22 protein-coding genes and 1 pseudogene are annotated in these 23,405 nt (G+C 67.0%); 17 read left to right on the forward strand and 6 right to left on the reverse strand.

The annotated features are described in order from the left end of the window. The first annotated feature begins 174 nt into the window (after positions 1–174). From ACZ63D_RS36690 to ACZ63D_RS36760, 15 genes and pseudogenes are all read left to right on the forward strand, one after another. The gene (locus ACZ63D_RS36690) at positions 175–1,563 is read left to right on the forward strand and encodes a Fic family protein (RefSeq protein WP_465358922.1); all 1,389 of its coding nucleotides are present in this window, start codon (positions 175–177) and stop codon (positions 1,561–1,563) included. A gap of 88 nt (positions 1,564–1,651) precedes the next feature. Beyond that, positions 1,652–2,890, forward strand: a complete 1,239-nt coding sequence (locus ACZ63D_RS36695) for a helix-turn-helix domain-containing protein (protein ID WP_465358923.1) — start codon at positions 1,652–1,654, stop codon at positions 2,888–2,890. Positions 2,891–2,894: 4 nt separating this feature from the next. Next, the gene (locus ACZ63D_RS36700) at positions 2,895–3,455 is read left to right on the forward strand and encodes a flavoprotein (protein WP_465358924.1); all 561 of its coding nucleotides are present in this window, start codon (positions 2,895–2,897) and stop codon (positions 3,453–3,455) included. Between the two features lie 115 nt (positions 3,456–3,570). Then, positions 3,571–3,843 (forward strand): hypothetical protein, encoded by a 273-nt coding sequence (locus ACZ63D_RS36705; protein WP_240690748.1) that lies wholly within the window; start codon positions 3,571–3,573, stop codon positions 3,841–3,843. Positions 3,844–3,878: 35 nt separating this feature from the next. After that, positions 3,879–4,325: a hypothetical protein gene (locus ACZ63D_RS36710; protein WP_134665902.1), complete on the forward strand. Its 447-nt coding sequence runs from the start codon at positions 3,879–3,881 to the stop codon at positions 4,323–4,325. Then, a complete protein-coding gene (locus tag ACZ63D_RS36715; protein ID WP_465358925.1) occupies positions 4,326–5,252 on the forward strand; it encodes a helix-turn-helix domain-containing protein in 927 nt (308 codons plus the stop codon). It begins immediately after the preceding gene. 320 nt (positions 5,253–5,572) lie between these two features. Beyond that, the gene (locus ACZ63D_RS36720; RefSeq protein WP_465358926.1) at positions 5,573–7,150 is read left to right on the forward strand and encodes an FtsK/SpoIIIE domain-containing protein; all 1,578 of its coding nucleotides are present in this window, start codon (positions 5,573–5,575) and stop codon (positions 7,148–7,150) included. Then, positions 7,147–7,533 (forward strand): hypothetical protein, encoded by a 387-nt coding sequence (locus ACZ63D_RS36725; protein WP_465358927.1) that lies wholly within the window; start codon positions 7,147–7,149, stop codon positions 7,531–7,533. The genes ACZ63D_RS36720 and ACZ63D_RS36725 overlap by 4 nt, the downstream gene beginning before the upstream one ends. Then, positions 7,530–9,140, forward strand: a pseudogene (locus ACZ63D_RS36730) (replication initiator); the annotation flags it as partial. The gene ACZ63D_RS36725 and the pseudogene ACZ63D_RS36730, both read left to right, overlap by 4 nt. Before the next feature lie 300 nt (positions 9,141–9,440). Further along, entirely contained in the window at positions 9,441–10,697 is a 1,257-nt protein-coding gene (locus tag ACZ63D_RS36735) for a tyrosine-type recombinase/integrase (RefSeq protein ID WP_465358928.1), read from the forward strand. A gap of 191 nt (positions 10,698–10,888) precedes the next feature. After that, positions 10,889–11,176: a hypothetical protein gene (locus tag ACZ63D_RS36740; protein ID WP_409182159.1), complete on the forward strand. Its 288-nt coding sequence runs from the start codon at positions 10,889–10,891 to the stop codon at positions 11,174–11,176. Beyond that, a complete protein-coding gene (locus ACZ63D_RS36745; protein ID WP_465358929.1) occupies positions 11,173–12,003 on the forward strand; it encodes a hypothetical protein in 831 nt (276 codons plus the stop codon). Before ACZ63D_RS36740 ends, ACZ63D_RS36745 begins: the two co-directional genes overlap by 4 nt. Before the next feature lie 60 nt (positions 12,004–12,063). Continuing rightward, positions 12,064–13,980: a fumarate reductase/succinate dehydrogenase flavoprotein subunit gene (locus tag ACZ63D_RS36750; protein WP_465358930.1), complete on the forward strand. Its 1,917-nt coding sequence runs from the start codon at positions 12,064–12,066 to the stop codon at positions 13,978–13,980. Then, the gene (locus ACZ63D_RS36755) at positions 13,977–14,729 is read left to right on the forward strand and encodes a succinate dehydrogenase/fumarate reductase iron-sulfur subunit (protein WP_344267985.1); all 753 of its coding nucleotides are present in this window, start codon (positions 13,977–13,979) and stop codon (positions 14,727–14,729) included. The genes ACZ63D_RS36750 and ACZ63D_RS36755 overlap by 4 nt, the downstream gene beginning before the upstream one ends. 791 nt (positions 14,730–15,520) lie before the next feature. Continuing rightward, positions 15,521–15,868 (forward strand): VOC family protein, encoded by a 348-nt coding sequence (locus ACZ63D_RS36760; protein ID WP_465358931.1) that lies wholly within the window; start codon positions 15,521–15,523, stop codon positions 15,866–15,868. Between the two features lie 63 nt (positions 15,869–15,931). Here ACZ63D_RS36760 and ACZ63D_RS36765 read toward each other — a convergent pair whose 3' ends face one another. The 4 genes from ACZ63D_RS36765 to ACZ63D_RS36780 form a co-directional block, all read right to left on the reverse strand. Next, the gene (locus tag ACZ63D_RS36765) at positions 15,932–16,819 is read right to left on the reverse strand and encodes an amino acid ABC transporter permease (protein WP_465358932.1); all 888 of its coding nucleotides are present in this window, start codon (positions 16,817–16,819) and stop codon (positions 15,932–15,934) included. Next, entirely contained in the window at positions 16,816–17,463 is a 648-nt protein-coding gene (locus ACZ63D_RS36770) for an amino acid ABC transporter permease (RefSeq protein ID WP_465358933.1), read from the reverse strand. Before ACZ63D_RS36770 ends, ACZ63D_RS36765 begins: the two co-directional genes overlap by 4 nt. Before the next feature lie 148 nt (positions 17,464–17,611). Continuing rightward, positions 17,612–18,517 (reverse strand): glutamate ABC transporter substrate-binding protein, encoded by a 906-nt coding sequence (locus ACZ63D_RS36775; protein ID WP_465358934.1) that lies wholly within the window; start codon positions 18,515–18,517, stop codon positions 17,612–17,614. 112 nt (positions 18,518–18,629) lie between these two features. Further along, complete coding sequence (locus ACZ63D_RS36780) at positions 18,630–19,358, reverse strand: amino acid ABC transporter ATP-binding protein (protein ID WP_182890927.1); 729 nt, start codon at positions 19,356–19,358, stop codon at positions 18,630–18,632. A 281-nt stretch (positions 19,359–19,639) separates the two neighbouring features. Between ACZ63D_RS36780 and ACZ63D_RS36785 the strand changes: the two genes are divergently transcribed. Then, entirely contained in the window at positions 19,640–20,308 is a 669-nt protein-coding gene (locus ACZ63D_RS36785) for a response regulator transcription factor (RefSeq protein ID WP_465358935.1), read from the forward strand. Between the two features lie 3 nt (positions 20,309–20,311). Next, positions 20,312–21,697 (forward strand): sensor histidine kinase, encoded by a 1,386-nt coding sequence (locus ACZ63D_RS36790; protein ID WP_465358936.1) that lies wholly within the window; start codon positions 20,312–20,314, stop codon positions 21,695–21,697. Here ACZ63D_RS36790 and ACZ63D_RS36795 read toward each other — a convergent pair. Together ACZ63D_RS36795 and ACZ63D_RS36800 are read right to left on the reverse strand one after the other, a co-directional pair. Next, positions 21,694–22,611 (reverse strand): TAXI family TRAP transporter solute-binding subunit, encoded by a 918-nt coding sequence (locus ACZ63D_RS36795; RefSeq protein WP_465358937.1) that lies wholly within the window; start codon positions 22,609–22,611, stop codon positions 21,694–21,696. The two genes, ACZ63D_RS36790 and ACZ63D_RS36795, sit on opposite strands and share 4 nt — an antisense overlap. A 19-nt stretch (positions 22,612–22,630) precedes the next feature. Continuing rightward, entirely contained in the window at positions 22,631–23,356 is a 726-nt protein-coding gene (locus ACZ63D_RS36800) for a heparin lyase I family protein (protein ID WP_465358938.1), read from the reverse strand. Between the last annotated feature and the right edge of the window lie 49 nt (positions 23,357–23,405).

The raw sequence follows: 23,405 nt of genomic DNA on the forward strand, positions 1-23,405 counted from the left end.
GCAGAGTCACAAAGGGAGCCCCGCCAAACCAGCCGGAGACCCCGCCGGAGGGGGGGGGGGGGGGGGCCCCCCCCCCCCCCCCCCGCGCCTTGATCCCATAGAGCCAAATTCGGCAGTGGGCCTCAGTTCGGTTGTGGGACACTTGCTTTGTCGTCGTGGCCAAGGAGGAGCGCAGTGCGAGGACCTAATGTTCAGTCGCTTTTGAGCGGCACCCCGTACTTGTTGCCGGACGACTGCGACGTGGAGGCGGAAGTAGGTAAGCTTCAACGCAAGCAGGAAGAGTTTCAGGGGCGGCTTGCGGGCGTGATTCTCGAGCTTCAGCGTACGGGGCTCTATTCTCAGACGAGCGGATTTTCGCGCAAGCGAGAAATATTTGAATCGAATGCTATAGAGGGTGTTGGTCCAGATTTCAAGACGACGTCCGAAATTCTTAGCTCTGAATTGTCGGACGAAGCAACTCGTGTAATCAGTAGGGGTATGCTTCTACGTACTTTGGCTTCCGAGCAGAAAGTAATCGACGTCCTCGGTCTTCATGGTGCTAAGTCGCTGGCAGAAGGCATGGTAGAGAATGCCCTTTCGGAAAGGCCGCTAACCGAAGTCGATATCCGGAACCTTCATGCTGCTATCTGCAATGGTGAGCCTTTTGCTGGTAGTTATAGGACGAATCCTGTTGAAATCTCTGGCGCTCGTCATGTTCCGCCTGAGTGGTATCAAGTACCGGAGATGATGGGTCAGTTATCTCGCTGGGTAAATGACACCCAGCAGGATTACCCCGTAGCGCTGCGAGCTGCCGTACTTCACGCGTGGTTTACGCACATACATCCGTTTAGTGACGGAAATGGTCGGCTTGCGCGAATTCTTGTAAATATACTGATGGCTCGCGCGCGGGTTCCAATTGTAATCCTGCGGCATAAGGCTGACCGGGCCCGATATTTAGATGCTCTCGCTCACAGTGATGAAGCGGGCGACATTCTTCCATTTGCTGGAACATTTATCGAGACGCAGCGTCGCCTCATTAAGGAGATGGAGAAGCCATACTTTATTACCCGAGTATTCAATGACGAACTGGAAAATCGTGGCAGCGGCATGTATGATATGTGGCTGCGGTTCTTCAATGATTTTGTTGAAAAACTCGTTCTGGACTTGAATTTGCGACGACTTCGGGTCCAGCGCGTCGGTGGTCCCGATCGCACTTCTTATGAGCTGCTTCGGGAAGGTGATTCGGCAGGCAACCTCTGGTTTATGAAGGTTGCTGATTCTCGTAATCGAGAATTGCTTATTTGGCTTGGTTTCTCGTCTACTAGGACAGCATCGTCGATTGACGTCGACGGGAAGCTGCCCGCAATGTACTTCTCGGTCAGGTCGCAAGATTCGAGGACCGCCCCGTATCGCCGACTCCCCTTTTCGAATGACTTCTCCATATCTGAGGTGGTTGTGACGTTGGATTATCCGTCGAGAGTGCTGATTGCAGGGCGTGGACTGCGTTTGGTTTCGGCGGATGATGCATCGGAAATTGTTGCTGCGGAGATTTATCGCGCATTTTCGTCAAGTGTTATCCCGTAGTGCGTTAGCCGGGCCACGACTTCGGATTTGCGGCACCTAGTCCGAGTTCAGACCTGACCGTGCACTCGCGCACTGTTAGTCTCGACCTATGCGAGGTGCGGGTGATCAGCTCAGCATCGGGGAGCGTATTGCCTTCTACCGGCGGCGGCGTGGGCTGTCGCAGGCGGTGCTTGCTGACCTGGTGGGCCGCACCGAGGACTGGTTGAGCAAGATCGAGCGCGGTGAGCGCGATATCCGCAGGCTGGACGTGCTGGCGGAGGTCGCGCAGGCGCTGCGGGTGACGCTCGGCGATCTGCTCGGTGAGCCGGTCTTGCTGGAGGACCAGGAGAAGAACGACGACGTCCCGGCGATCCGGGATGCGCTGATGGCTCCGCGTCGGCTCTCCCGGACCTTGTTCTCCTCGGCGATGTCGCCCGAGTACATCGACCCCGCACCGGTTGCGCAACTGGTGGAAGGTGCCTGGTCCAGCTACCAGAACGGCGAACTCGGCCGGGTCGTCGCGGCGCTGCCTGGGCTTATCAAGACCAGCCAGGCGATGGAGGCCGCGTCCTCGGACGACGCGACGTACAAGCGGGCGTGCGCGGCGGTGTCGGCCCGGGTTCACCACCTGGCCGCGACCACTCTGAGCAAGATCGGTGAAGCTGACCTCGCGTGGATCGCGGCCGAACGAGCGATGCAGGCCGCTGACGACGCGGACGATCCGCTGGTGCTGGCGTCGGCCGCGCGGTCGGGGACGCATGCGCTGCTGGCGGTGGGTCGGTTCGATGATGCGCTGGAGCTGGGCGACGTCGCGGCCAAGTGGCTGCTGCCGCGCATGGCGGAAGGTGATCCGGCGGCGTTGAGCCTCTACGGGATGCTTTACCTGCGCACGGCGGTGGCTGCGGCTCGGCATCAGGACCGATCGACGGCGAATGACCTTCTCGGCCACGCGGGCCGGGCGGCGGATCAGCTCGGCGTGGATGCGAACTACTGGCAGACCGGGTTCGGACCGGCCAACGTCGAGCTGCATCGGTTGTCGGCGGCGCTGGACCTCGGGGACGTCGGGCAGGTGATCGAGTCCGCGCCCCAGATCAACGTCGACCACTTGCCGGTGGAGCGGCAGGTCACGCACCTGATCGACTTCGCGCGGGCGTTGAGCCTGGTCGCGAAGGACGACGAAGCGCTCGAAGCGCTGCTGGAGGCCGAGACGAAAGCGCCGACCGTCGTCCGGCACAACACGATGGTGCGTGAGGTCGTGCGGTCCATGTACCGGCGTGCCCCGGCGTCGGCGGGCAAGAAGTCCTCGGCGCTGCTGGCGCTGGCTGAGCGCTGCGGCGCGGTGAGGTAGGCGGATGACGTCGCGTGTTCTCGGCCTGGTCGGTTCCGGTGCAGGCGGGGTCGAAGATCTTCTTCCGAAGCTGATCCGGCCTGCGCAGGCTGCGGGGTGGACGGTAGCAGTGACGCTGACCCCGACGGCTGGACGCTGGCTGGCCGAGTCGGGCGCACTGGCGGAGATCGAGGAGGCCACGGGCTACCCGGTGCGGGTCGAGCCGCGGTCGCCTTCGGAGCGAAGTCCGCATCCTGCGCCGGACTGCTATCTGGTCGCGCCGGCCTCGGCGAACGTGGTTGCGAAGATGTCGCTCGGCATTGCGGACAATCAGGCGTTGACGCAGGTCAACGAGGCCATCGGTACGCGTAACCTGCCGGTCGTGGTTTTCCCGCGCGTGAACGCGGCGCACGCGCGTCAGCCGTTCTGGGAGATGCACATCGAGAACCTGCGGCGGGTCGGCGTCGAACTGCTCTACGGGGACGACGTCTGGCCGCTGCACGAACCGCGGAGCGCTCCCGGCCGGGATCTGCCCTGGTCGGCGATGCTCGACGCGATCGAGAAGGCCGTTCCGGCCGGACGCTAGTCCCTGTTCGAATGGACCCGGACAGTTTGTCCGGGTGATCTGCCTTACCCGGGTGTCTCCTGATCCCAGCGCGCCAAATCGGGCGTGCGGAAGCCGAGACATCGGGAGAGCACACATGGGCATTCACGTGGTGATTCAGCCCCTCGTCGGATACGGCGCTGCCGTCGTGTCGCCTTCCCCTGGGGTTCGCCAGCTGGTGGCCGGGGGCGATGAGACCGCGATTGTGATCCAGGTACCGGCTCGGATCGGCGGCCTGATGGACACCGCGCGGTTTGCGCGGAGCCTCGCTGTGGCCGCTGGCGAGTTCGGCGAGTGGTGCGAGACGCAGAACCGTACCCGCACCTACTCCTCTCCTCTCGGCGATCAGTGGCCGGAAGAGCGCGACTGAGCGCACAAAAACCAGAGCAGTAAAGGGAATTCAGCATGGCTATCGAAAAGGGACACCGGTTTGCAATCGACTTCGACGACGCGTTCCCGCAGGGGCTTGTGATGGTGGGGGAAGTGATTCCGGACAACGAGTATCAGTCTCGGGAGGATCGCGCGGCGGGTCGGCCGGTGCGGCAGCGCATTGACGAGGTGACCGGCAAACGGCAGTGGAGGGCTGCGGTCACGGACCCGGGCGAGACGAAGGCGAAGCGGGCGTCGTTCGAGGTGACGTTCTTGGCGGACGTGCAGCCCGTGCCGACTACTGCGGAGGCGTTGCCGGGGATGCGGCCGATCGAGCTGGACGGGCTCACGGCTGAGCCGCGTGTCGGCGGTCAGGGCGAGTTCAAGTACCAGACGTACGTGTTCCGGGCGACCGGCTTCAAGGCTGCTGCGGCGAAGCCGTCGCGGTCTGCGTCTGCAACTGGTGACAGCAAGGCGGCGTAGATGCGTGGGACGGATATGGCGAGCCCGCGAGCACGCGGCCTGGGTGCGGCGTTGCGGGATGCCCGGATCGAGGCGCGGTTCGGGTTGCGGGAGCTGGGACGGCGGATCGGGGTGAACCCGGCGTTGTTGTCGAACTGGGAACTCGGGCAGCGGGTCCCGACCCCGGAAGAGGTGTCGAACGTGCTCGGTGCGCTCGGTGTGACCGGGGAGCGGAAAGCCTGGATCATGCTGCTGGCGCATGGCGTGACAGGGCCGAGCTGGTCGTCGGTGGGGTCGCAGGCGGACCCGGCGCATTACACGATGTTGATCGCGCACGAGCGGGTGGCGACGGCGGTGACGGTGTGGGCTCCGCTGTTGATCCCGGATCTGTTGCAGGTCCCGGATTACGCGCGGCTTGTCTTCGGCCCGGACCTGCGGGACAAGCAGAAGCTGGACCAGGTCGTGGAGAGCCGGATGGATCGCAACCGGATTCTGTTCGGCACGGGCGCGGTGAAGGCTGAGATGTTCATCGGGTCGGAGGCGCTGCGGAACCATTTCGGGGATGCCGAGGTGATGCTGCGGCAGACGCGGTTCCTCAAGGACTTGATCGGGCTCTCGCGGACGATGACGATCCGGCTGGCACCGAGTCAGGCAGTCACCGAAGAGGCGTTCAGCCGCTACGCGCTCAAGGACACCTCGGATGTCGTCTACTGCCCGCATCGCGCAATGGGCGTGTTCCTGGTCGGGAAGGAAGCGGCCTCGTATGAGGTGACGATCGAGCGGCTGAGGGCGGCGGCGTTGTCTCCGGCGGAATCGCTGGCGCGGCTGTCGGTCGTGGTCGACCAGCTCCTGAAAGAGGTGAAGGCACAGCGGCGGGCGACTGACGCCGGGCTGAATCGGCTCCTGACCGGCGAGGAACCGACCGACGGCGAATCGACCGCCGACTAGCCGGAAAACCTAAGCGAGTACTGAAAAAGCGCACGGCGACGTGTGCTGTGTTCAACGCGCCCATTTGCGCTTGGAATTGTTCCGTATAAACGCAGAACCGGCCTCTGGCGACCAACCTTCACCGGTTCTGCGCTGTCCACTGGGAAGTGAACAATGACGAACATAACCGGTTCTGGACGGCGTGCGTCAACGGGGGTCACCCGGATGCGTTGCGCCGCATGCAAGAAGTTCGCTCGGCTCGTTCCGGGCGAGAAGAAATGCGCGGCCTGTCAAGGAATGCTGCCGCTTGACTTCACCGCGGCTTCTGGCGGTGAGCGGCGATGAACGCGGCGACGGTGCTGATCGGCGGTGTGGGCCTGGCGGTGCTGGTGTGGGTGCTGGCCAAACTCGGCCGCGCGCTCGCGGCTATCGCGGAAACCCTGGCCGCACTGGCATTCCTCGGCCTGGCCCTGTGGGGTCTGATGCGGGCGGTGGGCTGGATTGTTCGGCAACTTGCTGCCCGCTGGCGTACCTGCCTGGCCCTGCTCGCCCTGGGCGCGTGGTGGCGGTGGCTCGGCTGGCCTTCGCTGGCCATCGTGGCGGGCTCTGTCGGGCTGGTGGCGTTGGTGTGGCGGCTGGGCTGGCCGGTGGGGTTCGAGCAGTGGTGCGGGCGCTGGGTGCGGGCTTGGTGGCTGCGCTGGGCCGTGTACGGGAGGAAGCTTCCCGGCTGGCTGCATGCCTGTGGGTTGACCGTGCGGGACGAAGCGATCCCGGTGGACGTCACAGTCAACCTGGTGTCCCGGCGGCGCAAGCGGGAAGCGGTGGCGCAGTCTCGGCGTGACGCGGGCGTGGCTTTCCCTCTCCTGCTGCGGGTCCGTTCCGGTCCGTCGTGGGATGAGGTGCGGGTGCGACTGGTGCCCGGCCAGACTCCGGAGGATTTCGGCGAGGCGGCCCGTGCGTTGGCGACGGCTCGGCGGGTCACGCGGGTGCAGGTGCGGGAGATCTCGCCAGATGTGGTGTCGGTGGACTTCATGCGCCGGGACTTGCTGGCCTCGGCGGTGTCCTGTCTGCCGCTGCCGGAGGTGGCTGAGGCGTCGGCGGTGGACTTGCGGCGGGTGTTCGCCGGTTCGACCGAGTACGGGACGGCTTGGCGGCTGCCGTTGCTTGGCGGCGGTGCGCACATCCTCGTGGCCGGTGCGTCGGGTGCGGGGAAGAACTCGGTGATGTGGTCGCCGCTGGTGTCGGCTGCTCCGGCGATCCGGTCCGGGCTGGTACGGGTGTCCGGTGTGGACCCGAAGGGCATGGAACTGGCCTACGGGCGCGGCATCTTCTGCCGCTATGCCGTCTCAGGTGCGGAGGCTCTGGAAGTGCTGGAGGCGCTGCGGGACGAACTGGAACGGCGCAAGCGGGCGTTCGCGGGGCAGACGCGGGAAGTGCCGCTCTCGCAAGAGTTTCCGTTGGAACTGCTGGAGTTCGATGAGCTGGCGGCGCTGACCCGCTACACCGACCGCAAGACCCGTGACGCGATCACCGAGCACATTTCGGTGCTGAACACGCAAGGGCGGGCTGCGCTCATCTCGGTGCGCGGCTACGTGCAGGACCCGACGAAGGAAACCGTCCCGGTGCGGGAGTTGTTCACCCGCCGCGTCTGCCTGCGCGTCACCTCGAAGTCTCAGGTCTCCATGGTGCTCGGCGACGGCGCGTACGAACGCGGGGCATGGGCCAACCGCATCCCCGAGAACACCCCCGGTGTCGGCTACGTCTGGGGCGAAGGCATCCGCGAACCCCTGCGTGTCCGTGCCGGATGGGTCTCCGACGCGACGGTGAAGGCGCTGGAGGACTACGTCACGAACGGCGGGGCTCAGGTGGTCGACCTCGCCCACAACCGGCGTGACAGCACCGGGAAGGGGGCCGCGTGAACCGGCTGATGGTCTTCCTCGACGCGATCCGCGATCACCTCGACTCCTACGCGCTGCCTCCGGCTTGCTCGGTGGAAGTCACCGCCTGGTCCTCGCCCGTCACGGTGGCCCTGGACACCGACACCCTGCCCGGCGTCGTGTCCGGGCTGGCCACCTGGTCGACCACCCTCGGCGGGGCGCGCGTGGGCTTGTGGCGGACTCCGGGCGGGACGCGGGTGCGCCTGGCGCTGACCGGACGCACCCCGTGCGGCATCCCCGTCTACGTCTGGGGCTACGCGCCGTACGACCCGGCCACCTTCCCGGACCTGCCTCCCCAGACCGACCAGGAGATGCCGGTCTGGCTGCTGCGGCAGTGGGCACGCGCCGGAGAGGAGGCCGCATGACCACCTCTGCGCGGGAAACCGCTGGTCAGGCAATGCCGGCTGCGGAGCCCCAGGAACGAATCCGCGGTGCCCTGGCTTCCGACGTGGTGAAGGCGACGGCAGAGCAGCACGGGGTGTGCGTGCGGCCGTTCACGATGGAGGTCGCCGACACCCACACGGGGGAGTTGCGCTACGTCCCGGTGCCGTGCGGCTCGACGGTGGAATCGGTGTGCCTGCCCTGTGCCCGCAAGGCCAAAGCACTGCGGCAGGCCCAGTGCCGGGAAGGCTGGCACCTCGCCGAAGAACCCGTGATCACCCGCGCGGAGCCCACTGAGACTCAACGGGAGCTGCTGACCTACCGGGCTGATCTGGCCGCGCACTATCGGGAAGCGGTCGCAGCCGGAAGCGAGCCTGAGGCGGAGGAACTGCGCGCCGAAGTGTCCAGTGTGGACGCGGAGCTGAGGGAATCTGGCTTGAAGGGAAGGCTCCCGGCCCTTGACGCGCCGGAGAAACGTCCGGTGAAGCGCTCGACCCGGCGGCGTCAGGACGCGCCGAAACTGCCTCGTAAGAAGGTCGCGAAAACTACGGTCGGGCGGGAGTTCGCGGGCCGGTTCCGGCCGTCGATGTTCGTCACCCTCACCTGCGACACCTACGGCCGCGTCCGGCCGGACGGCTCCCCAGTCGATCCCGCCAGCTATGACTATCGGCGGGCTGCGCGGGATGCGGTGCACTTCGCGGCTCTGGTGGATCGATGGTGGCAGAACCTGCGTCGGGTGGTCGGGTTCGAGGTGCAGTACTTCGCGACCGTGGAACCCCAGCGTCGGGCAGCGCCCCACTTGCATACGGCGCTGCGGGGAGCGATCTCGCACGAGGTCATCCGGATGGTCACCGAAGCGACCTACCACCAGGTGTGGTGGCCCAGCCACGACGTGATGGTCTACGGCGGGGACCGCAAACCGTTGTGGGACCCGGATGTTCGTTCCTTTGTGGACCCGGACACCCGGCAGCCGTTGACGGCGTGGGATGACGCTGTGTCCGAAGTGGAGGAACCGGCGCACGTCGTGCGGTTCGGGGAACAGGTGCACTCGAAGGGCATTCTCGGCGGGACTGAGGAAGCCGGGAGGCACATCGGCTACCTGACGAAGTACCTCACCAAATCGACGGGCGAGGTCGTGGACGCGGACACATCCGCGCAGCGGGACCACCACGACCGGTTGCACGCTGAACTGGCGGTGACCCCGTGTTCGCCGCGCTGCCCGGTGTGGCTGCTCTACGGCATCAACCCCAAGGGGGCCAACGCGAAGACCACCCCGGGGCACTGCCGGGGCCGGGCGCATCGGCGGACCACTCTCGGACTGCCGGGTCGGCGGGTGCTGGTGTCGCGCAAGTGGTCCGGCAAGACCGTGGCCGATCACAAGGCCGACCGGGTTGGGTTCGTGCTGTCCGCCCTGGCGGCGGTCGGGATCGAGAAACCACGCCCTGATCCGGAAAAGCTGGCGTGGCGCAAGGTCGAGCCAGGCGACCCGCAGTGTCCGCCCCGGGATCAGCTCGTGATGCGCGCCATCGCTGAGCGCCGCATCTGGAAGGCCGAGTACGAAGCGGCCCGGCTCGCCGCTTCCGGCTCACCGCTTCCGGCTCACCGCCCGCGCCAGAAACTTCGGCAACTCCGGCGCTGGCGGCCTGACCTGGAAAGGGGGAGACACATGAGCGACAACCCACGTGTGCGGCTGGTCAGCGTTGAGGGCTTGTGGAGCCCCGAAGACCTTTCCGCCTACCTCGGCATCCCGGAGGACACGCTCAAGGACTGGCGGCACAAGAACTACGGCCCGCCGTGGCGGCGGATGGGAAAACACGTCCGCTACGACCCGGCCGCTGTCCGGGGCTGGCTCGACGGCCCCGAAACCATGCCTGCTGCATAGGGGATTCTGATGGCGCACATTCAAGATCGCTGGTTTCGGGACAAGATCGACCCGGAAACCGGTGAGGTCGTGCTCGATGGCAAGAAGAAACCGGTTCAGGAGCGCACCGAACGTTACGGTAAAGGCGCGCGATACAAGGTGCGTTGGATCCAACCAGACATGTCGGAGGGGTCCAAGGTCTTCCCGGACAAGAAGCTCGGTGCCGCGAAAGAGTTCAAGACCAAGATCGAGAACGAGCTTTACGCGGGGGTGTACCGGGATCCGAACGCGGGCAAGGAAGCATTCCGGGCCTATGCCATGGAAGTGCTGAAGGGCCGTCCGCTCGGTGAATCGTCCTTGAACACGATGACGTCACAGCTCGAAAAGTATGTGTTCCCGTTCTTTGGAGACCGCAACCTCGACGCGTGCGAAAGCTCTGGCCTTGCGCGGAAGTGGCTGGCATGGCTCAACGACAGTGAGCGGAACCTTTCCGGTGTCTATCAGCGTCAGGTGTTCGACCTAGTGCTGTCCATTTGGGACGCTGCGGTCGTCGACGAGAAGATGAGGTCGAACCCGCTCAAGAAGGCGACCATTTCGCGGCCGAAGGCGACCGCCAAGGAGGTTCAGGTCTGGCCGGAGAAGAGGGTTCACATCATCGAAAAGGCTGTCGACGCCCGGTTCAGGCCAGCGGTTGCCATCGGTGCGGGCCTTGGGCTGCGTCCGGGCGAGGTGCTGGCGTTCAGCCCGGACAACATCGACCGGAAGAAGATGGTCTACCGGTGCACCCGACAGCTCGTGGTGGTCAAGGGAGTCCAGAAGTTCAAGCTTCCGAAGGGGCGGAAAGTGCGGGAGATCCCGTTGGGCTACGGCTTGCTGGAGAAGATCGACGCCTACCTGGAGAAGTATCGGCCCGTGGCGGTCACGCTTCCCTGGGGAGAGCGGGACGGACGCGAGTACGAGACGGTCAAACTGCTCATGACCAAACCGAGCGGGATGCCGTACAAGAACCAGACATTTCACATGGTCGTGTGGCTGCCTGCGTTCGTCGCGGCCGGGCTCGACTATGTCGGTGACCGGGACGGCATGCACGCGCTCCGGCATCTGTTCGCCTCGCTGATGCTGTCACGTGGGGTGAGTATCAAGGAACTCTCTGCTTACTTAGGACATTCGAGTGAAGCGTTCACTCTCCGTGTCTATACCCATCTTATGGAGACAAGTTACGACCGGGCTCGTGCGGCGATCGACAGCGTGTTCCGTCCGGCGGCCGACTTGCCATCGGCGGCTTGACCTGCGCGGCTGACGGCCCAGAGACGGCCCAGACCCCTCCGGAGACCCCTGATTGAGCCTCGAATCCGAGGTCAGGAGGCAACACGCTGGTAAATGTGCTACTTGTCACAGTGCACCACGCGAGGCAGAGTCGTAGGCGGTGGCGTTGATCGTCACCCGAACTGCCGGCCCCACCATCAGGGAGGCTTCCGATGTCCACCACAGAGATCGCCGAACTTCGGCGCACCATCGGCCAGTTGCGGCAGTGCGTGGGTGCGTTGCGATCGCGCTACGGCGACGCGTCCGCGGTGCGCCGGCTGGCCAATGACGTTGAGCGGCTCGACATCGACAGTGCGGAGCTGGACGGGCACCCGCCCGCTGTGCCTGCGCAGGCGAAACCACTCGAGCGCGTGCCTGTCCCCGATACTCCCTACGACCCGGCGCTGTGGAGCGGCGCTGACGACGAAGGTGTCGGTGGCTACAAGCGCGACCAGCGGTGAGCGCGCCCGCTGACAACGACGTCAGCCGCGCCCGTACCGGCGTTCGGGCGCCGGGGCGGGCGCGGCTCGCCGCCCGGACGTTGCGGACCGACCGGTGGTGGCTGTCGCCCCTGCTCACTGTGCTGGGGCTGGCCACATTTGTCGTTTACGCGACTGTCCGGGCGTTCGTGCGCACCGCTTACTGGGTGCCCGAATACCACTATCTGACGCCGTTCTACTCGCCCTGCGTGTCCACCTCGTGCGTCCCGGGATCTAGCCACTTCGGGCACTGGTTCGGCGAAATGCCGTCCTGGCTGCCGCTCGGCGTGCTCGTGCTGCCGTTCCTGCTCGGGTTCCGGTTGACCTGCTACTACTATCGCAAGGCCTACTACCGCTCGGTTTGGTTCTCCCCACCGGCTTGCGCGGTCGCCGAACCGCACGCGCGCTATACCGGAGAGACGCGGCTGCCGTTGATCGTGCAGAACGTGCACCGGTACTTCTTCTACGTCGCGTGCGTCGTTTCGCTCGTCAACACCTACGACGCCATCGTCGCCTTCCAGAGTCCCACCGGGTTCGGCTTCGGGCTCGGCAACGTGATTCTCGTGGTGAACGTCGTGCTGCTGTGGGCGTACACGCTCTCCTGCCACTCGTGCCGGCACGTCACCGGCGGGCGGCTCAAGCATTTCTCGAAACATCCCGTCCGGTACTGGATCTGGACGCAGGTCACGAAGCTCAACACCCGGCACATGGCCCTCGCGTGGACGACGCTCGGCACGCTCGTGCTGACCGACTTCTACGTGATGCTCGTGTCGAGCGGCGCGATTTCGGACCTGCGCTTCGTGGGCTGAACCCCGGAAATCCAGCAGTGCAAGGCAGTTCTCCCCAGCGCTCGTGAGGTGGCTTATTCCATGACCGAGGTCGAACGGCACAGCTACGACGTGGTGGTGATCGGTGCCGGCGGCGCCGGTCTGCGCGCGGTGATCGAAGCGCGCGAACGCGGGTTCAGCGTCGCGGTGGTGTGCAAATCCCTTTTCGGCAAAGCGCACACGGTGATGGCCGAGGGCGGCTGTGCGGCGTCGATGGGCAACGCGAACTCGAACGACAACTGGCAGGTGCACTTCCGCGACACCATGCGCGGCGGGAAATTCCTCAACAACTGGCGGATGGCCGAGCTGCACGCTCGGGAGGCGCCGGACCGCGTCTGGGAGTTGGAGACGTACGGCGCGCTTTTCGACCGTACCGCGGACGGGCGGATCAGCCAGCGCAACTTCGGCGGACACACCTATCCGCGGCTCGCGCACGTCGGCGACCGCACCGGGCTTGAGCTGATCCGCACTATGCAGCAGAAGATCGTTTCGCTGCAACAGGAGGACTTCAAGAAGTACGGCGACTACGAGGCGCGGATCAAGGTCTTCGCCGAATGCACGGTCACCGAGCTGCTGCTGGACAACGGCGCGATCGCCGGGGCGTTCGGTTATTGGCGCGAGAGCGGGCGGTTCGTGTTGTTCGAGGCGCCCGCCGTGGTGCTCGCGACGGGCGGTATCGGCAAGTCGTTCAAGGTGACGTCGAATTCGTGGGAGTACACCGGCGACGGGCACGCGCTGGCCCTTCGCGCCGGGGCGAAGCTGATCAACATGGAGTTCGTGCAGTTCCACCCGACCGGGATGGTCTGGCCGCCGAGCGTCAAGGGCATCCTCGTCACCGAGGGCGTGCGGGGCGACGGGGGCGTGCTCAAGAACTCCGAGGACAAGCGGTTCATGTTCGAGTACGTGCCCGAGGTGTTCAAGGGCCAGTACGCGGACAGCGAGGGCGAGGCCGACCGCTGGTACACCGACCAGGAGAACAACCGCCGCACGCCGGACCTGCTGCCGCGCGACGAGGTGGCGCGGGCGATCAACTCCGAGGTCAAGGAGGGGCGCGGCTCCCCGCACGGCGGCGTGTTCCTCGACATCGCGAGCCGGCTGCCCGCCGAGGAGATCCAGCGGCGGCTGCCGTCGATGTACCACCAGTTCAAGGAACTCGCCGACGTCGACATCACCAAGGAGGCCATGGAGGTCGGCCCCACCTGCCATTACGTGATGGGCGGCGTGGAGGTCGACCCGGACACCGGCGCGGCGAGCGTGCCCGGGCTGTTCGCGGCGGGCGAGTGTTCCGGCGGCATGCACGGGTCGAACCGGCTCGGCGGCAACTCGCTGTCGGACCTGCTCGTGTTCGGCCGTCGCGCTGGACTCGGTGCGGCGTCCTATGTGGACGGACTCAAGGATCGGCCCGCGGTGTCGCAGTCCGATGTGGACGCCGCGGCGGCGATGGCGCTCGAGCCGTTCAACCCGCCCGCTGAGGGTGCCCCGGAGAATCCGTACACGCTGCACACTGAGCTGCAGCAGTCGATGAACGATCTCGTCGGCATCATCCGCAAGGCCGGGGAAATCCAGCAGGCGCTGGAAAAACTCGCGAGCATCCGGCAGCGGATCGGGCAGGTGGAGGTGGAAGGGCACCGGCAGTTCAACCCGGGCTGGCACCTCGCGCTCGACCTGCGGAACATGCTGCTGGTGAGCGAATGCGTCGCCCGCGCGGCCCTGACCCGCACGGAAAGCCGCGGCGGCCACACCCGCGACGACTATCCGTCGATGGACGCGGAATGGCGGCACCGGCTGCTCGTCTGCTCCGCGCACCCGGGCGACAACCCGCTCGTGCCGGACGTCGACGTGGCCGTGAAGGAACAGGTCCCGATGCGGCCGGACTTGCTCGAGCTGTTCGAACTCGACGAGCTGGGCAAGTACTTCACCGACGCCGAGCTGGAGACCCACCCCGGGAGGACCGCGTGAGCTACCAGGCGAAATTCCGCGTGTGGCGAGGCGACGCGACCGGCGGCGACCTGCAGGACTTCACCGTGGAGGTGAACGAGGGCGAGGTCGTGCTCGACATCATCCACCGGCTGCAGGCCACCCAGGCCGCCGACCTCGCCGTGCGCTGGAACTGCAAAGCAGGCAAATGCGGCTCCTGCTCGGCCGAGATCAACGGCAGGCCGCGGCTGCTGTGCATGACGCGCATGTCGACCTTCACCGAGGCCGAGGTCGTGACGGTCACGCCGATGCGCACCTTCCCGGTGATCCGCGACCTGGTCACCGACGTGTCGTTCAACTACACGAAGGCGCGCGAGATCCCGTCGTTCACCCCGCCGGAGGGACTGAAACCCGGCGAGTACCGGATGCAGCAGGTGGACGTCGAGCGCTCGCAGGAATTCCGCAAGTGCATCGAGTGCTACCTGTGCCAGAACACCTGCCACGTCGTGCGCGACCACGAGGAGAACAAGGAGAGCTTCGCCGGACCTCGTTACCTCATGCGGATCGCCGAGCTGGAGATGCATCCGCTGGACGTCGCCGACCGCCGTGACGCGGCGCAGGACGAGCACGGGCTCGGGCTCTGCAACATCACCAAATGCTGCACCGAGGTGTGCCCGGAAGGCATCCACATCACCGACAACGCGCTGATCCCGATGAAGGAACGCGTCGCCGACCGCAAGTACGACCCGATTGTCTGGCTGGGGGACAAGCTGTTCCGCCGGAATCGGTGACGTCGGCCGGGTGGCTGGCAGCGCGGTCGCGGACCTGCTGATGGTAGGGCCGCGGCCGTGCCCGTTCCCGGGGTGCGCTTGCCTGCGCGGCGGTGGCAGGTTTGCCGGTTCGCCGGGTGTGCTCGCCCGTCCGCGGTGGCGGGTTTGCCGGTGCGGCAGAGCGGCCTGGCTTGATCCGGTGGCGGGTTTGCCCGTTCGCGGGGTGGCTTGGCTTGGACCCGGTGGCGTGTCCGCCGGTTCGCACGTGGGCCTAGCGCGGTCGCGGTGGCGGGTCTGCCGGTTCGCGCGGTGGGCCTGGTGCGGTTGCGGCGGTGGCGGGCCTGTCGGCGAACGGGGTGAGCCTGCTCGTCACGGTGGCGTGCCCGCTCATTCGCGCGCTACCGGGTCGGCACTCCGGGTGGCGAGTACGGCACCCGCGCGGTTGCTGCGTATTTAGTTGTGGTTGGGCACTAGGCGATCCTCCTTATCTGATGAGCGAATGATGGGTTACCAGATCGACCCCGGCGGCTGTCTCCCGCGCGGCGCGCCGCGATTTCCGTTCCCGGGCAGCGCGATCCCACCGCGCGCAGACGAGACCACACCGACCAGTGCGCTGGCCAACGCACTGGGAGAGAAAGGAAATCGCGACGGCCGCTGCGAGAAAGCTCGCGGGCTCACATCACCTGAGAAGTACTGCTTCAACGAAACCAACGCTACCAGGACCCGCGACCGGACCGCATCACTCGATCAGCTCGACCCGGGAACGGGCCGATTCCCGTTGCCCAGCAGGAACTTCCGGAAGGACAGGCACCATGATCACCGGCGGCCACGTGATCCTCTACAGCAAGAACGCACCAGCAGACCGAGAGTTCCTCAAGGACGTACTAGACCTGGAAAACGTGGACGCAGGCGACGGCTGGCTCATTTTCCGCCTGCCCCCCACAGAACTGGCAGTGCACCCCACCGAGGGAGAACCCCAGCAGGAGTTCTACCTGATGTGCGACAACCTGGAAGAAACAGTCCGCCAGCTGACCGCCAAGGGAGCCGAAGCAGACGGCGAGCCGACAACCGCGTCCTGGGGCACCCGAGTATCGATCCGCTTGCCCAGCGGCAGCGTTCTCCCGCTGTATCAGCCCCGGCATCCGCTAGCGCACGGCTGAAAAAACAAGAAGCCCCCGGCGCTGCAACGAAAACAGCACCGGGGGCTTCGAGAGAACGATCCGTCAGGCAGAACCCGCGGCCAGACCGCCAGTTCCGTCCACGGCGAGAGCGGCCTGCTTGGCGCCGTCGTCCGTGTCGAGATGCTTCTTGCTGCGGCGGTTGCGGCGTTCCAGGTACGTCGCGAGCGCGGTCAGCAGCAGGCACATCGCGATGTAGATCGCGGCGGCCACGAGGGTCGACGGGACGATCGGGCGGCCGAAGGCGCCCTGGCTGCCGATGTAACGGGCGTAGTACAGCAGCTCCGGGTACGTCACCAGGAAGCCCAGCGCGGTGTCCTTGAGCAACACCACCAGCTGGCTGATGATCGTCGGCAGCATCGCGCGCAGAGCTTGCGGCAGCAGGACCGTGAACATCACCTGGGTCTTGCGCATGCCCAGCGCGTACGCGGCTTCGCTCTGGCCCTTCGGCAGCGACTGGATGCCCGCGCGGAACACCTCCGCGAGCACCGAGCCGTTGTACAGGGTCAGGCCGAGCACCACCGCGAACAGCGGCGACGTGTCCACGCCGAGGGTCGGAAGTCCGTAGTAGAACAGGAACATCAGGATCAGCAGCGGGATCGCGCGGAAGAACTCCACGACGAACGTGCAGATCCCGCGCACCCACGCGTGGTCGGACAGCCGTCCGGCGGCGAAGACCGCACCGAACACGATGGCCAGCACCGCGCCCAGTGCGAAGGCCTTCACGGTCGCCAGCACGGCGTTCGCGAGGTCGCTCTGCACCTGGGAGTACTGCAGCCACTCCCATTTGCGGCCGGCGAATTGGCCGCTGTCGATGAAGCGGTAGACGATGAACGCGATCAGCGCCACTACCACGAGGATGCCCAGCACCGCGTAGATCCGGTGCCGCGCCCGCGCTTTCGGGCCCGGGGTGTCGAACAGAACCGTGCTCATCGGGCCACGCTCCAGCGCTTCTCCAGGCTGCGCTGCACCAGCGACAGCACCGCTACGAGGATGATGAAGCCGAGTGCCACCCACAGCAGCGCGATCATCTGGTTGTCGCCGCGTTCGGACACGTACTGCCGGATCGCGCCGGCCTCGGCGACCGAGAACCCGCTGGCGATCGTCGTGTTCTTCAGCAGCGCGATGAGCATGCTGATCAGCGGCGGGACGACCGACCGCAGCGCCTGCGGGAGGACGATGCCGCCGAGGATCTGCCCGGACGACAGGCCCAGCGCGCGGCCCGCCTCGGCCTGGCCGATGGGCACCGTGTTGATGCCCGAGCGCACGACCTCGCAGATGAACGCGGACGTGTAGATCGTCAGCGCCACCGCGGCGGTCGGGAAGTAGTCGATCTTGACGATGTCCAGCAGCGGGTAGGCGAACACGAGGAACGCGAACACCAGCGTCAGCGGCGTGTTGCGCAAGATGGTGACGTACGTCGTGCCGATCGCGCGCAGCACCGGAACCGGGCTTACCCGCAGCATCGCGAGGATCGTGCCCAGCACGAGGCTGCACGCCCCCGCGATCAGGAACAGTTCGATCGTGGTGAGAAAGAACGGACCGAAGAGGTCCAGATTGTCGAGCAGGACGTCCATGGAGCCTTCCCCGCGTCCGTGTGCCGATAGTGGGTGTACGGGGGGGGGGGGGGGGGGGGGGGGGGGGAGCTGGGGGGGGGGAGAGGGGGGGGGGGGGGGGGGGGGGGGGTGGGGGGCAACCCCCCCCCCCCCCCCCCGCCGGATCAGATCAGTACCGCTCGATGGCCGGCGGCGTCGCGGGCGCGCCGGACTTGCCGAGGGTGGCGTCGTAGATCTTCTTCCAGGTGCCGTTGGTCTCGGCGGCCTGCAGCAGGTCGTCGATCTTGTCGCGCAGCACCTTGTCGTCCTTGTTCAGGCCGATGCCGTAGGGCTCCTTCGAGAACGGCTTGCCGACGACCTTGAAGCTGTCCGGGTCCTGCGCCGCGTAGCCCTTGAGGATCGCGTCGTCGGTGGTGACCGCGTCGACGTCCTTGGTGCTCAGCTTCTCCACGCACTGCGAGTACTTCTGGAACTCGACGATCTGGTCGGTGAGCTTCTGCTCGCGCACGCGCTGGATCGGGGTCGACCCGGTGACCGAGCAGACCTTCTTGCCCTTGAGCGTCTCCGGGCCGGTGATCGAGTTGTCGTCCTTGCGCACCAGCAGGTCCTGCCCGGCCTGGAAGTACGGGCCGGCGAACGACACGAGCTTCTTGCGCTTGTCGCTGATGGTGTAGGTGCCGACGTAGAGGTCGACCTGGCCGTTGGAGATGGCCTGCTCGCGGGCGGCCGAGTCGACCGTCGTGTACTTGATCTTGTCCTCGCTGATGCCGAGGCCCGCCGCGACCATCCGGGCGATCTCGATGTCGAAGCCCTGGAACTTGCCGGTCTTCGGGTCCTTCTGGCCCAGCTCGGGCTGGTCGTCCTTGACGCCGATGGTGATCGTGCCGGCGTTCTTGATCTTCGTGAACACCGGGGAGCCGTCGAGCTTGACGTCCTTGGCGACCTCGTAGGTCGGCAGCGGCGCGGCGCTCGCGTTGTTGTCCCCGCCGGGACCGGCCGGGGCGCCTTCCTTGCCGCAGGCCGTGAGCAGCAGCCCGCCGGCGAGCAGGGCGGCCGCGAGGGTGCGGATCCTCATGTCAGTCTCTCCAATATCTGTCCGGGAAACATCTGTCCGGGAACGTCGGTACCGGTCCGGGCCGATTACAGCCATCCCGGACCCGGGGCGCCGGGGGATTCCCCCGAACGGGTCAGTGGGTCAGGATCTTGCCGAGGAAGTCCTTCGCCCGGTCGGACTTCGGCTTGGTGAAGAACTCCTCCGGCGTCGTGTCCTCGACGATCTCGCCGTCGGCCATGAAGATGACGCGGTCGGCGGCGCGGCGGGCGAAGCCCATTTCGTGCGTGACCACGAGCATGGTCATGCCGTCCTTCGCCAGCCCGGTCATCACGTCCAGGACCTCCTGGACCATTTCCGGGTCCAGCGCCGAGGTCGGCTCGTCGAACAGCATCACCTTGGGCTTCATCGCGAGCGCGCGGGCGATCGCCACGCGCTGCTGCTGGCCGCCGGACAGCTGGGCCGGGTACTTGTCGGCCTGGTTCGCGATGCCGACGCGCTCGAGCAGTTCCATCGCGGTCTTGCGAGCCTCGGCCTGCGCGGTCTTGCGCACCTTGACCGGCGCGAGCATGACGTTCTCGAGGATCGTCTTGTGCGCGAACAGGTTGAACTGCTGGAAGACCATCCCGACGTCGGCGCGCAGCGCGGCGAGCGCCTTGCCCTCGGCGGGCAGCGGCACGCCGTCCACGGCGATCTCGCCGGAGTTGATCGGCTCGAGCCGGTTGATCGCGCGGCACAGCGTCGACTTGCCCGACCCGGACGGCCCGAGCACGACGACGACCTGGCCGCGCGGCACCTCGAGCGTGATCTCGCGCAGCACGTGCAGCTCGCCGAAGTACTTGTTCACGGCGGCCGCCTTGATCATCGGCGTCGCCACCTCGGTGGTCATCGTGGCCTCCAGAGCTCCGTTGGTCGTCCGGCGTCCGCGGAACCGGGGTTCCGCAACGCTTGCGGAAACCTACTACCGGGACATCTCTTGTAAAGACGGCTTGAGCAATACTTAGGGTTTCAACTACGTATCGGATGCGGCCGTCGTGGCGGCGTTCAGCCTAGTCCGGACTGTGGCGGCCGCCACGCACCGTGTCCGCAGGGCGTGGCGCCCTAGAGTCCGGCTACCGTGGTCTGGATCACCGGGGAGGCTGAAGCGTGCGCGTGCTGCTGGTGGAAGACGACGACCGGGTCGCCGGAGCGCTCGTGCCCGCGCTGGTGCGCCGCGGCCTCACCATGCAGCGGCTGCCGTCCGGGGCCGGGGTGCTCGACCGCGTCCACGACGTCGACGTGATCCTTCTCGACCTCGGCCTTCCTGACGTCGACGGCGTGGTGCTCTGCCGGCAGATCCGGGCGGTCAGCGACGTCGCGGTCATCGTGGTGTCCGCGCGCGGCGAGGTGAACGACCGGGTGCACGGCCTGCGCGCCGGCGCCGACGACTACCTGGTCAAGCCGTACGACGTGGAGGAACTGCTCGCGCGCGTCGAAGCGGTGCGGCGGCGGCGCGGCGAACGGTCCGGGCCCGCGGTTCCGGTCGTCGAGGTCGGCGACGTCCGGATCGACCTCGCCCGGCACGAGGTGCTGGTGGCGGGCGAGCCGATCGCGTTGTCCCGCAAGGAGTTCCAGGTGCTCGCGCTGGTCGCCGCGGCGGGCGGCGCGGTCTGTTCGCGCGAGCAGGTGCTGAACGAGGTGTGGGGACACCGCGGCGCGGCGGAAAGCCGTTCGCTGGACGTGCACGTCGCCACCCTGCGCACCAAGCTCGGCCGTCCGGCGCTGATCGAAACGGTCCGCGGCGTCGGCTACCGGCTGGGCATCCGGCGGGACTGACCGATGCGCGTCCGGTTGCAGGGCATCGTCGCCACGCTCGTCGCGTTGCTCGTGTTCGGGCTCGGCATCCCGCTCGCGCTGAGCCTCGCGAGCAGTCTCCAGCAGAAGCTCTTCCTCGACCGGCTCACCGACACCTCGCGGTTCGCCTCGCTCGCCCAGCGTCCGCTGCTCGACAACCAGCTCGGCCGCCTGGAGCCGGAACTGCGCCGCTACACCGAGGTGTACGGCGTGAAAGTGGTCGTGGTGAACCAGGACGGCGATCCGGTGCTGAGCTCACCCGGCCGCGAGGTCGACCGGGCGGCGATCCGGGTGCCGGTGAACGAGGCGCTCGCCGCCCGTCCGCCCGAAGCCGGGCCGCTGCTGCTGCCGTGGGCGACGAACCCGCTGGTGCTGGCCGAGCCGATCCTCATCGATGGCGAGGTGCGCGGCGCGGTGGTGACGGAGTCCGCGACCGATCATGTCCGCACGCAGCTGTTGTGGCAGTGGCTGCTGCTGGCCGCGTGCGCGCTGGTCGCGTTCGGGCTGGCGCTGCTCGTCGCGCTGCCCGTGGTGCGCTGGACGCTGCGGCCGGTCCGGCGGCTGGACGAGGCGACGGGCGCGCTGGTCGCGTCGGTGGTCAGCGGCCGGGAAGCGGAGCCGGTGGGGGAGAGCGGCGGCCCGCCGGAGCTGCGGCAGCTGGGCCGGTCGTTCGACCGGATGGCGGCCAGTGTGTCGGAAGCGCTGGCCGCGCAGCGCGCGTTCGTCGCGGACGCCTCGCATCAGCTGCGCAATCCGCTGACGGCGTTGAAGATCCGGCTCGGCAATCTCGAAGGCCAGGTGAGCGACGAAACCGCGGCGGCCGACCTCGAAGCCGCGCAGGTGGACGCCAAGCGGCTGAACCAGATCCTCGACGAGCTGCTGTCCATGGCCCGCGCGGAATCCGCTGGAGGAGAGCTGGTTTCCGAGGATCTCGCCGAGGTGATCGCCGATCGGGTCGCCGACTGGTCAGTGGTCGGGGCGGCTCGGGAGGTCTCGCTGGAGAGCGAGGTGGAGGTCGGCGGCGCGCGGGTGCTCGTGCCGCCGCGGGGGCTGGAGGTTGTGCTCGACGCGTTGCTGGACAACGCGCTCAAGTTCAGCCCTTCCGGCGCCTCGGTCGAGGTGGCTGCGAGCGTGGCCGAGGACCGCGTGACGGTCTCGGTCCGCGATCACGGGCCGGGGCTGCGCGAGGACGAACTGGAGCGGGCCACGGACCGGTTCTGGCGGAGCACGGCGCATCAGAACGTGCCCGGATCGGGGCTGGGGCTGGCGATCGTGACCGAGATCGTGCGGCATTCCGGCGGGGAGATCGAGTTGTCTCTGCCCGACGGCGGCGGGTTGCGGATCGCGATGGACTTCCCGGTCGCGCGCTAGACCTTCTCCGCGCGGTAATACGCCAACGCGCCCGGATGCAACGGCAACGGCGTCGTCTCGATCCCTGGATGCACGTCGATCGACAGCGCCGCCCGGTTGACCGCCGCGAGCGCCGGGCGGGCGTCGTACAGGCCTTTCGTGAGCGCTTCGGCGACGTCGGCGGACATCGAGGTGGGCACGACCAGGAAGTTCGGCACCACCAGCGTCGTGACCGGACCGTGCTGGTCGTAGGTGCTGCCGGGGATGGTCGCGGTGCCGTACACCGGGCTGAACCGCTGCATGCCCGGCATCAGCGTGGACATGTCGAGCAGCCGCAAACCGACCTTGCGGTTGTAATCGGTGATGAGCGACGTCGGCAGCCCGCCGGACCAGAACATCGCGTCGATCTTGCGGTCGGCCAGCGCCGACAGCGAATCCTCCAGGCTCAGCTGGGTGACCGTGACCGCGCTTTTCAGCCCGGCGACCTGCAGCACCCGGTCGGCGATGTATTCGACGCCCGATTCCGGCGAGCCGACCGCGATGTGCCGGCCGCGCAGCATCTGTACCGAGGTGTAGGGCGAGTCCGCGCGCACGACGATGTGCAGGTAGTCGTCGTGGATGCGGGCCAGCGCGGCGAGCTTGCCGGGGTGCGCGGCCGCCGCGTCCGCGGCCAGGTCAGCGGCGACGAACGCGACGTCCGCGCCCCCGGAAAGCACTCGGTTGAGGTTGTCACGCGACCCCTGGGTGGCGAGCACCTCGGGCGTCTCGATGCCGAGTTCGCCCGCCCACGCCGACGCCAGCGGCCCGGCGAGGTCGTGGTACACGCCGCCCGCCGACCCGGCGGCGACGCGCAGGTGCAGGTTCGCGAAGCTCGGCCCGCACCCGCTCAGCAGCACCGTGAGCACTGCCAGCGCCGCCGCGAGCCTCCATCGCATGAGGCGATGGTGCCAGAGGTCAGCCGGTGACGTCGGTCAGGCTGTCGCCCATCCGGATTTTGGTGAGCCATTGCGTCGCCGTCTCGTCGGCCTGGTGGTAGACGCCCCACTTCAGGTAGTTCCGGTCTCCGTCGATCGTGGTGCCGGTGTAGGTGGTCGACCCGTCGAAGAAGGTCTGCCGTTTGCCGTCGAACCAGAACTGGATCGTGCCCTGGGTGCGGTCGGTGGAGATCCGGAAGGCGATGTCGTGCCATTGGTCGTTCGAGACCGGGGCGTCCCACAGCTTGACGCTGGTGTGGTCGGTCGTCCATTCCTCCAGCTGGAGCTTGCCGCCGGAGATCTTGAGGACGACCGGGTGGTTCGCGGTGCCGGTGCTCGGGCTGCACTTCAGCTGGAAGACGTAGCGGCTGGTGGAGTCGGTGATGCGGTACTTCGACGACCAGCCGAGGTAAAAGGTCTTGCCCGCGGCGAGGTCGGGGCCGACCGCCTCGCAGCGTTCCTCCTGCGCGAGCTGCTCGGCGACCCACACCTTGCCCTTCGCGGCGTCGGTCGCGGTCTTGAAGTGGCCGTCGGCGCACTGGATCGAGTTGAACGCGCCCACGCCGTCGGCGGGGTCGGCCGACCAGTTCACCGAGAGAGGGGCGGGAGCCGGAGCGGGGGCCGCCGTGACCGGGGCGGCCGCCAGCGCGGCGACGACGAGCGTGCTCGCGACTGCGGCCGCCGAGCAAGCGAAAACCTTGCGCACTTTTCCTCCAGAGCGGCGGCGGTCTGATTCGGAAACAATGGCGGTGATC

Source organism: Amycolatopsis sp. NPDC104775 (assembly GCF_055583325.1).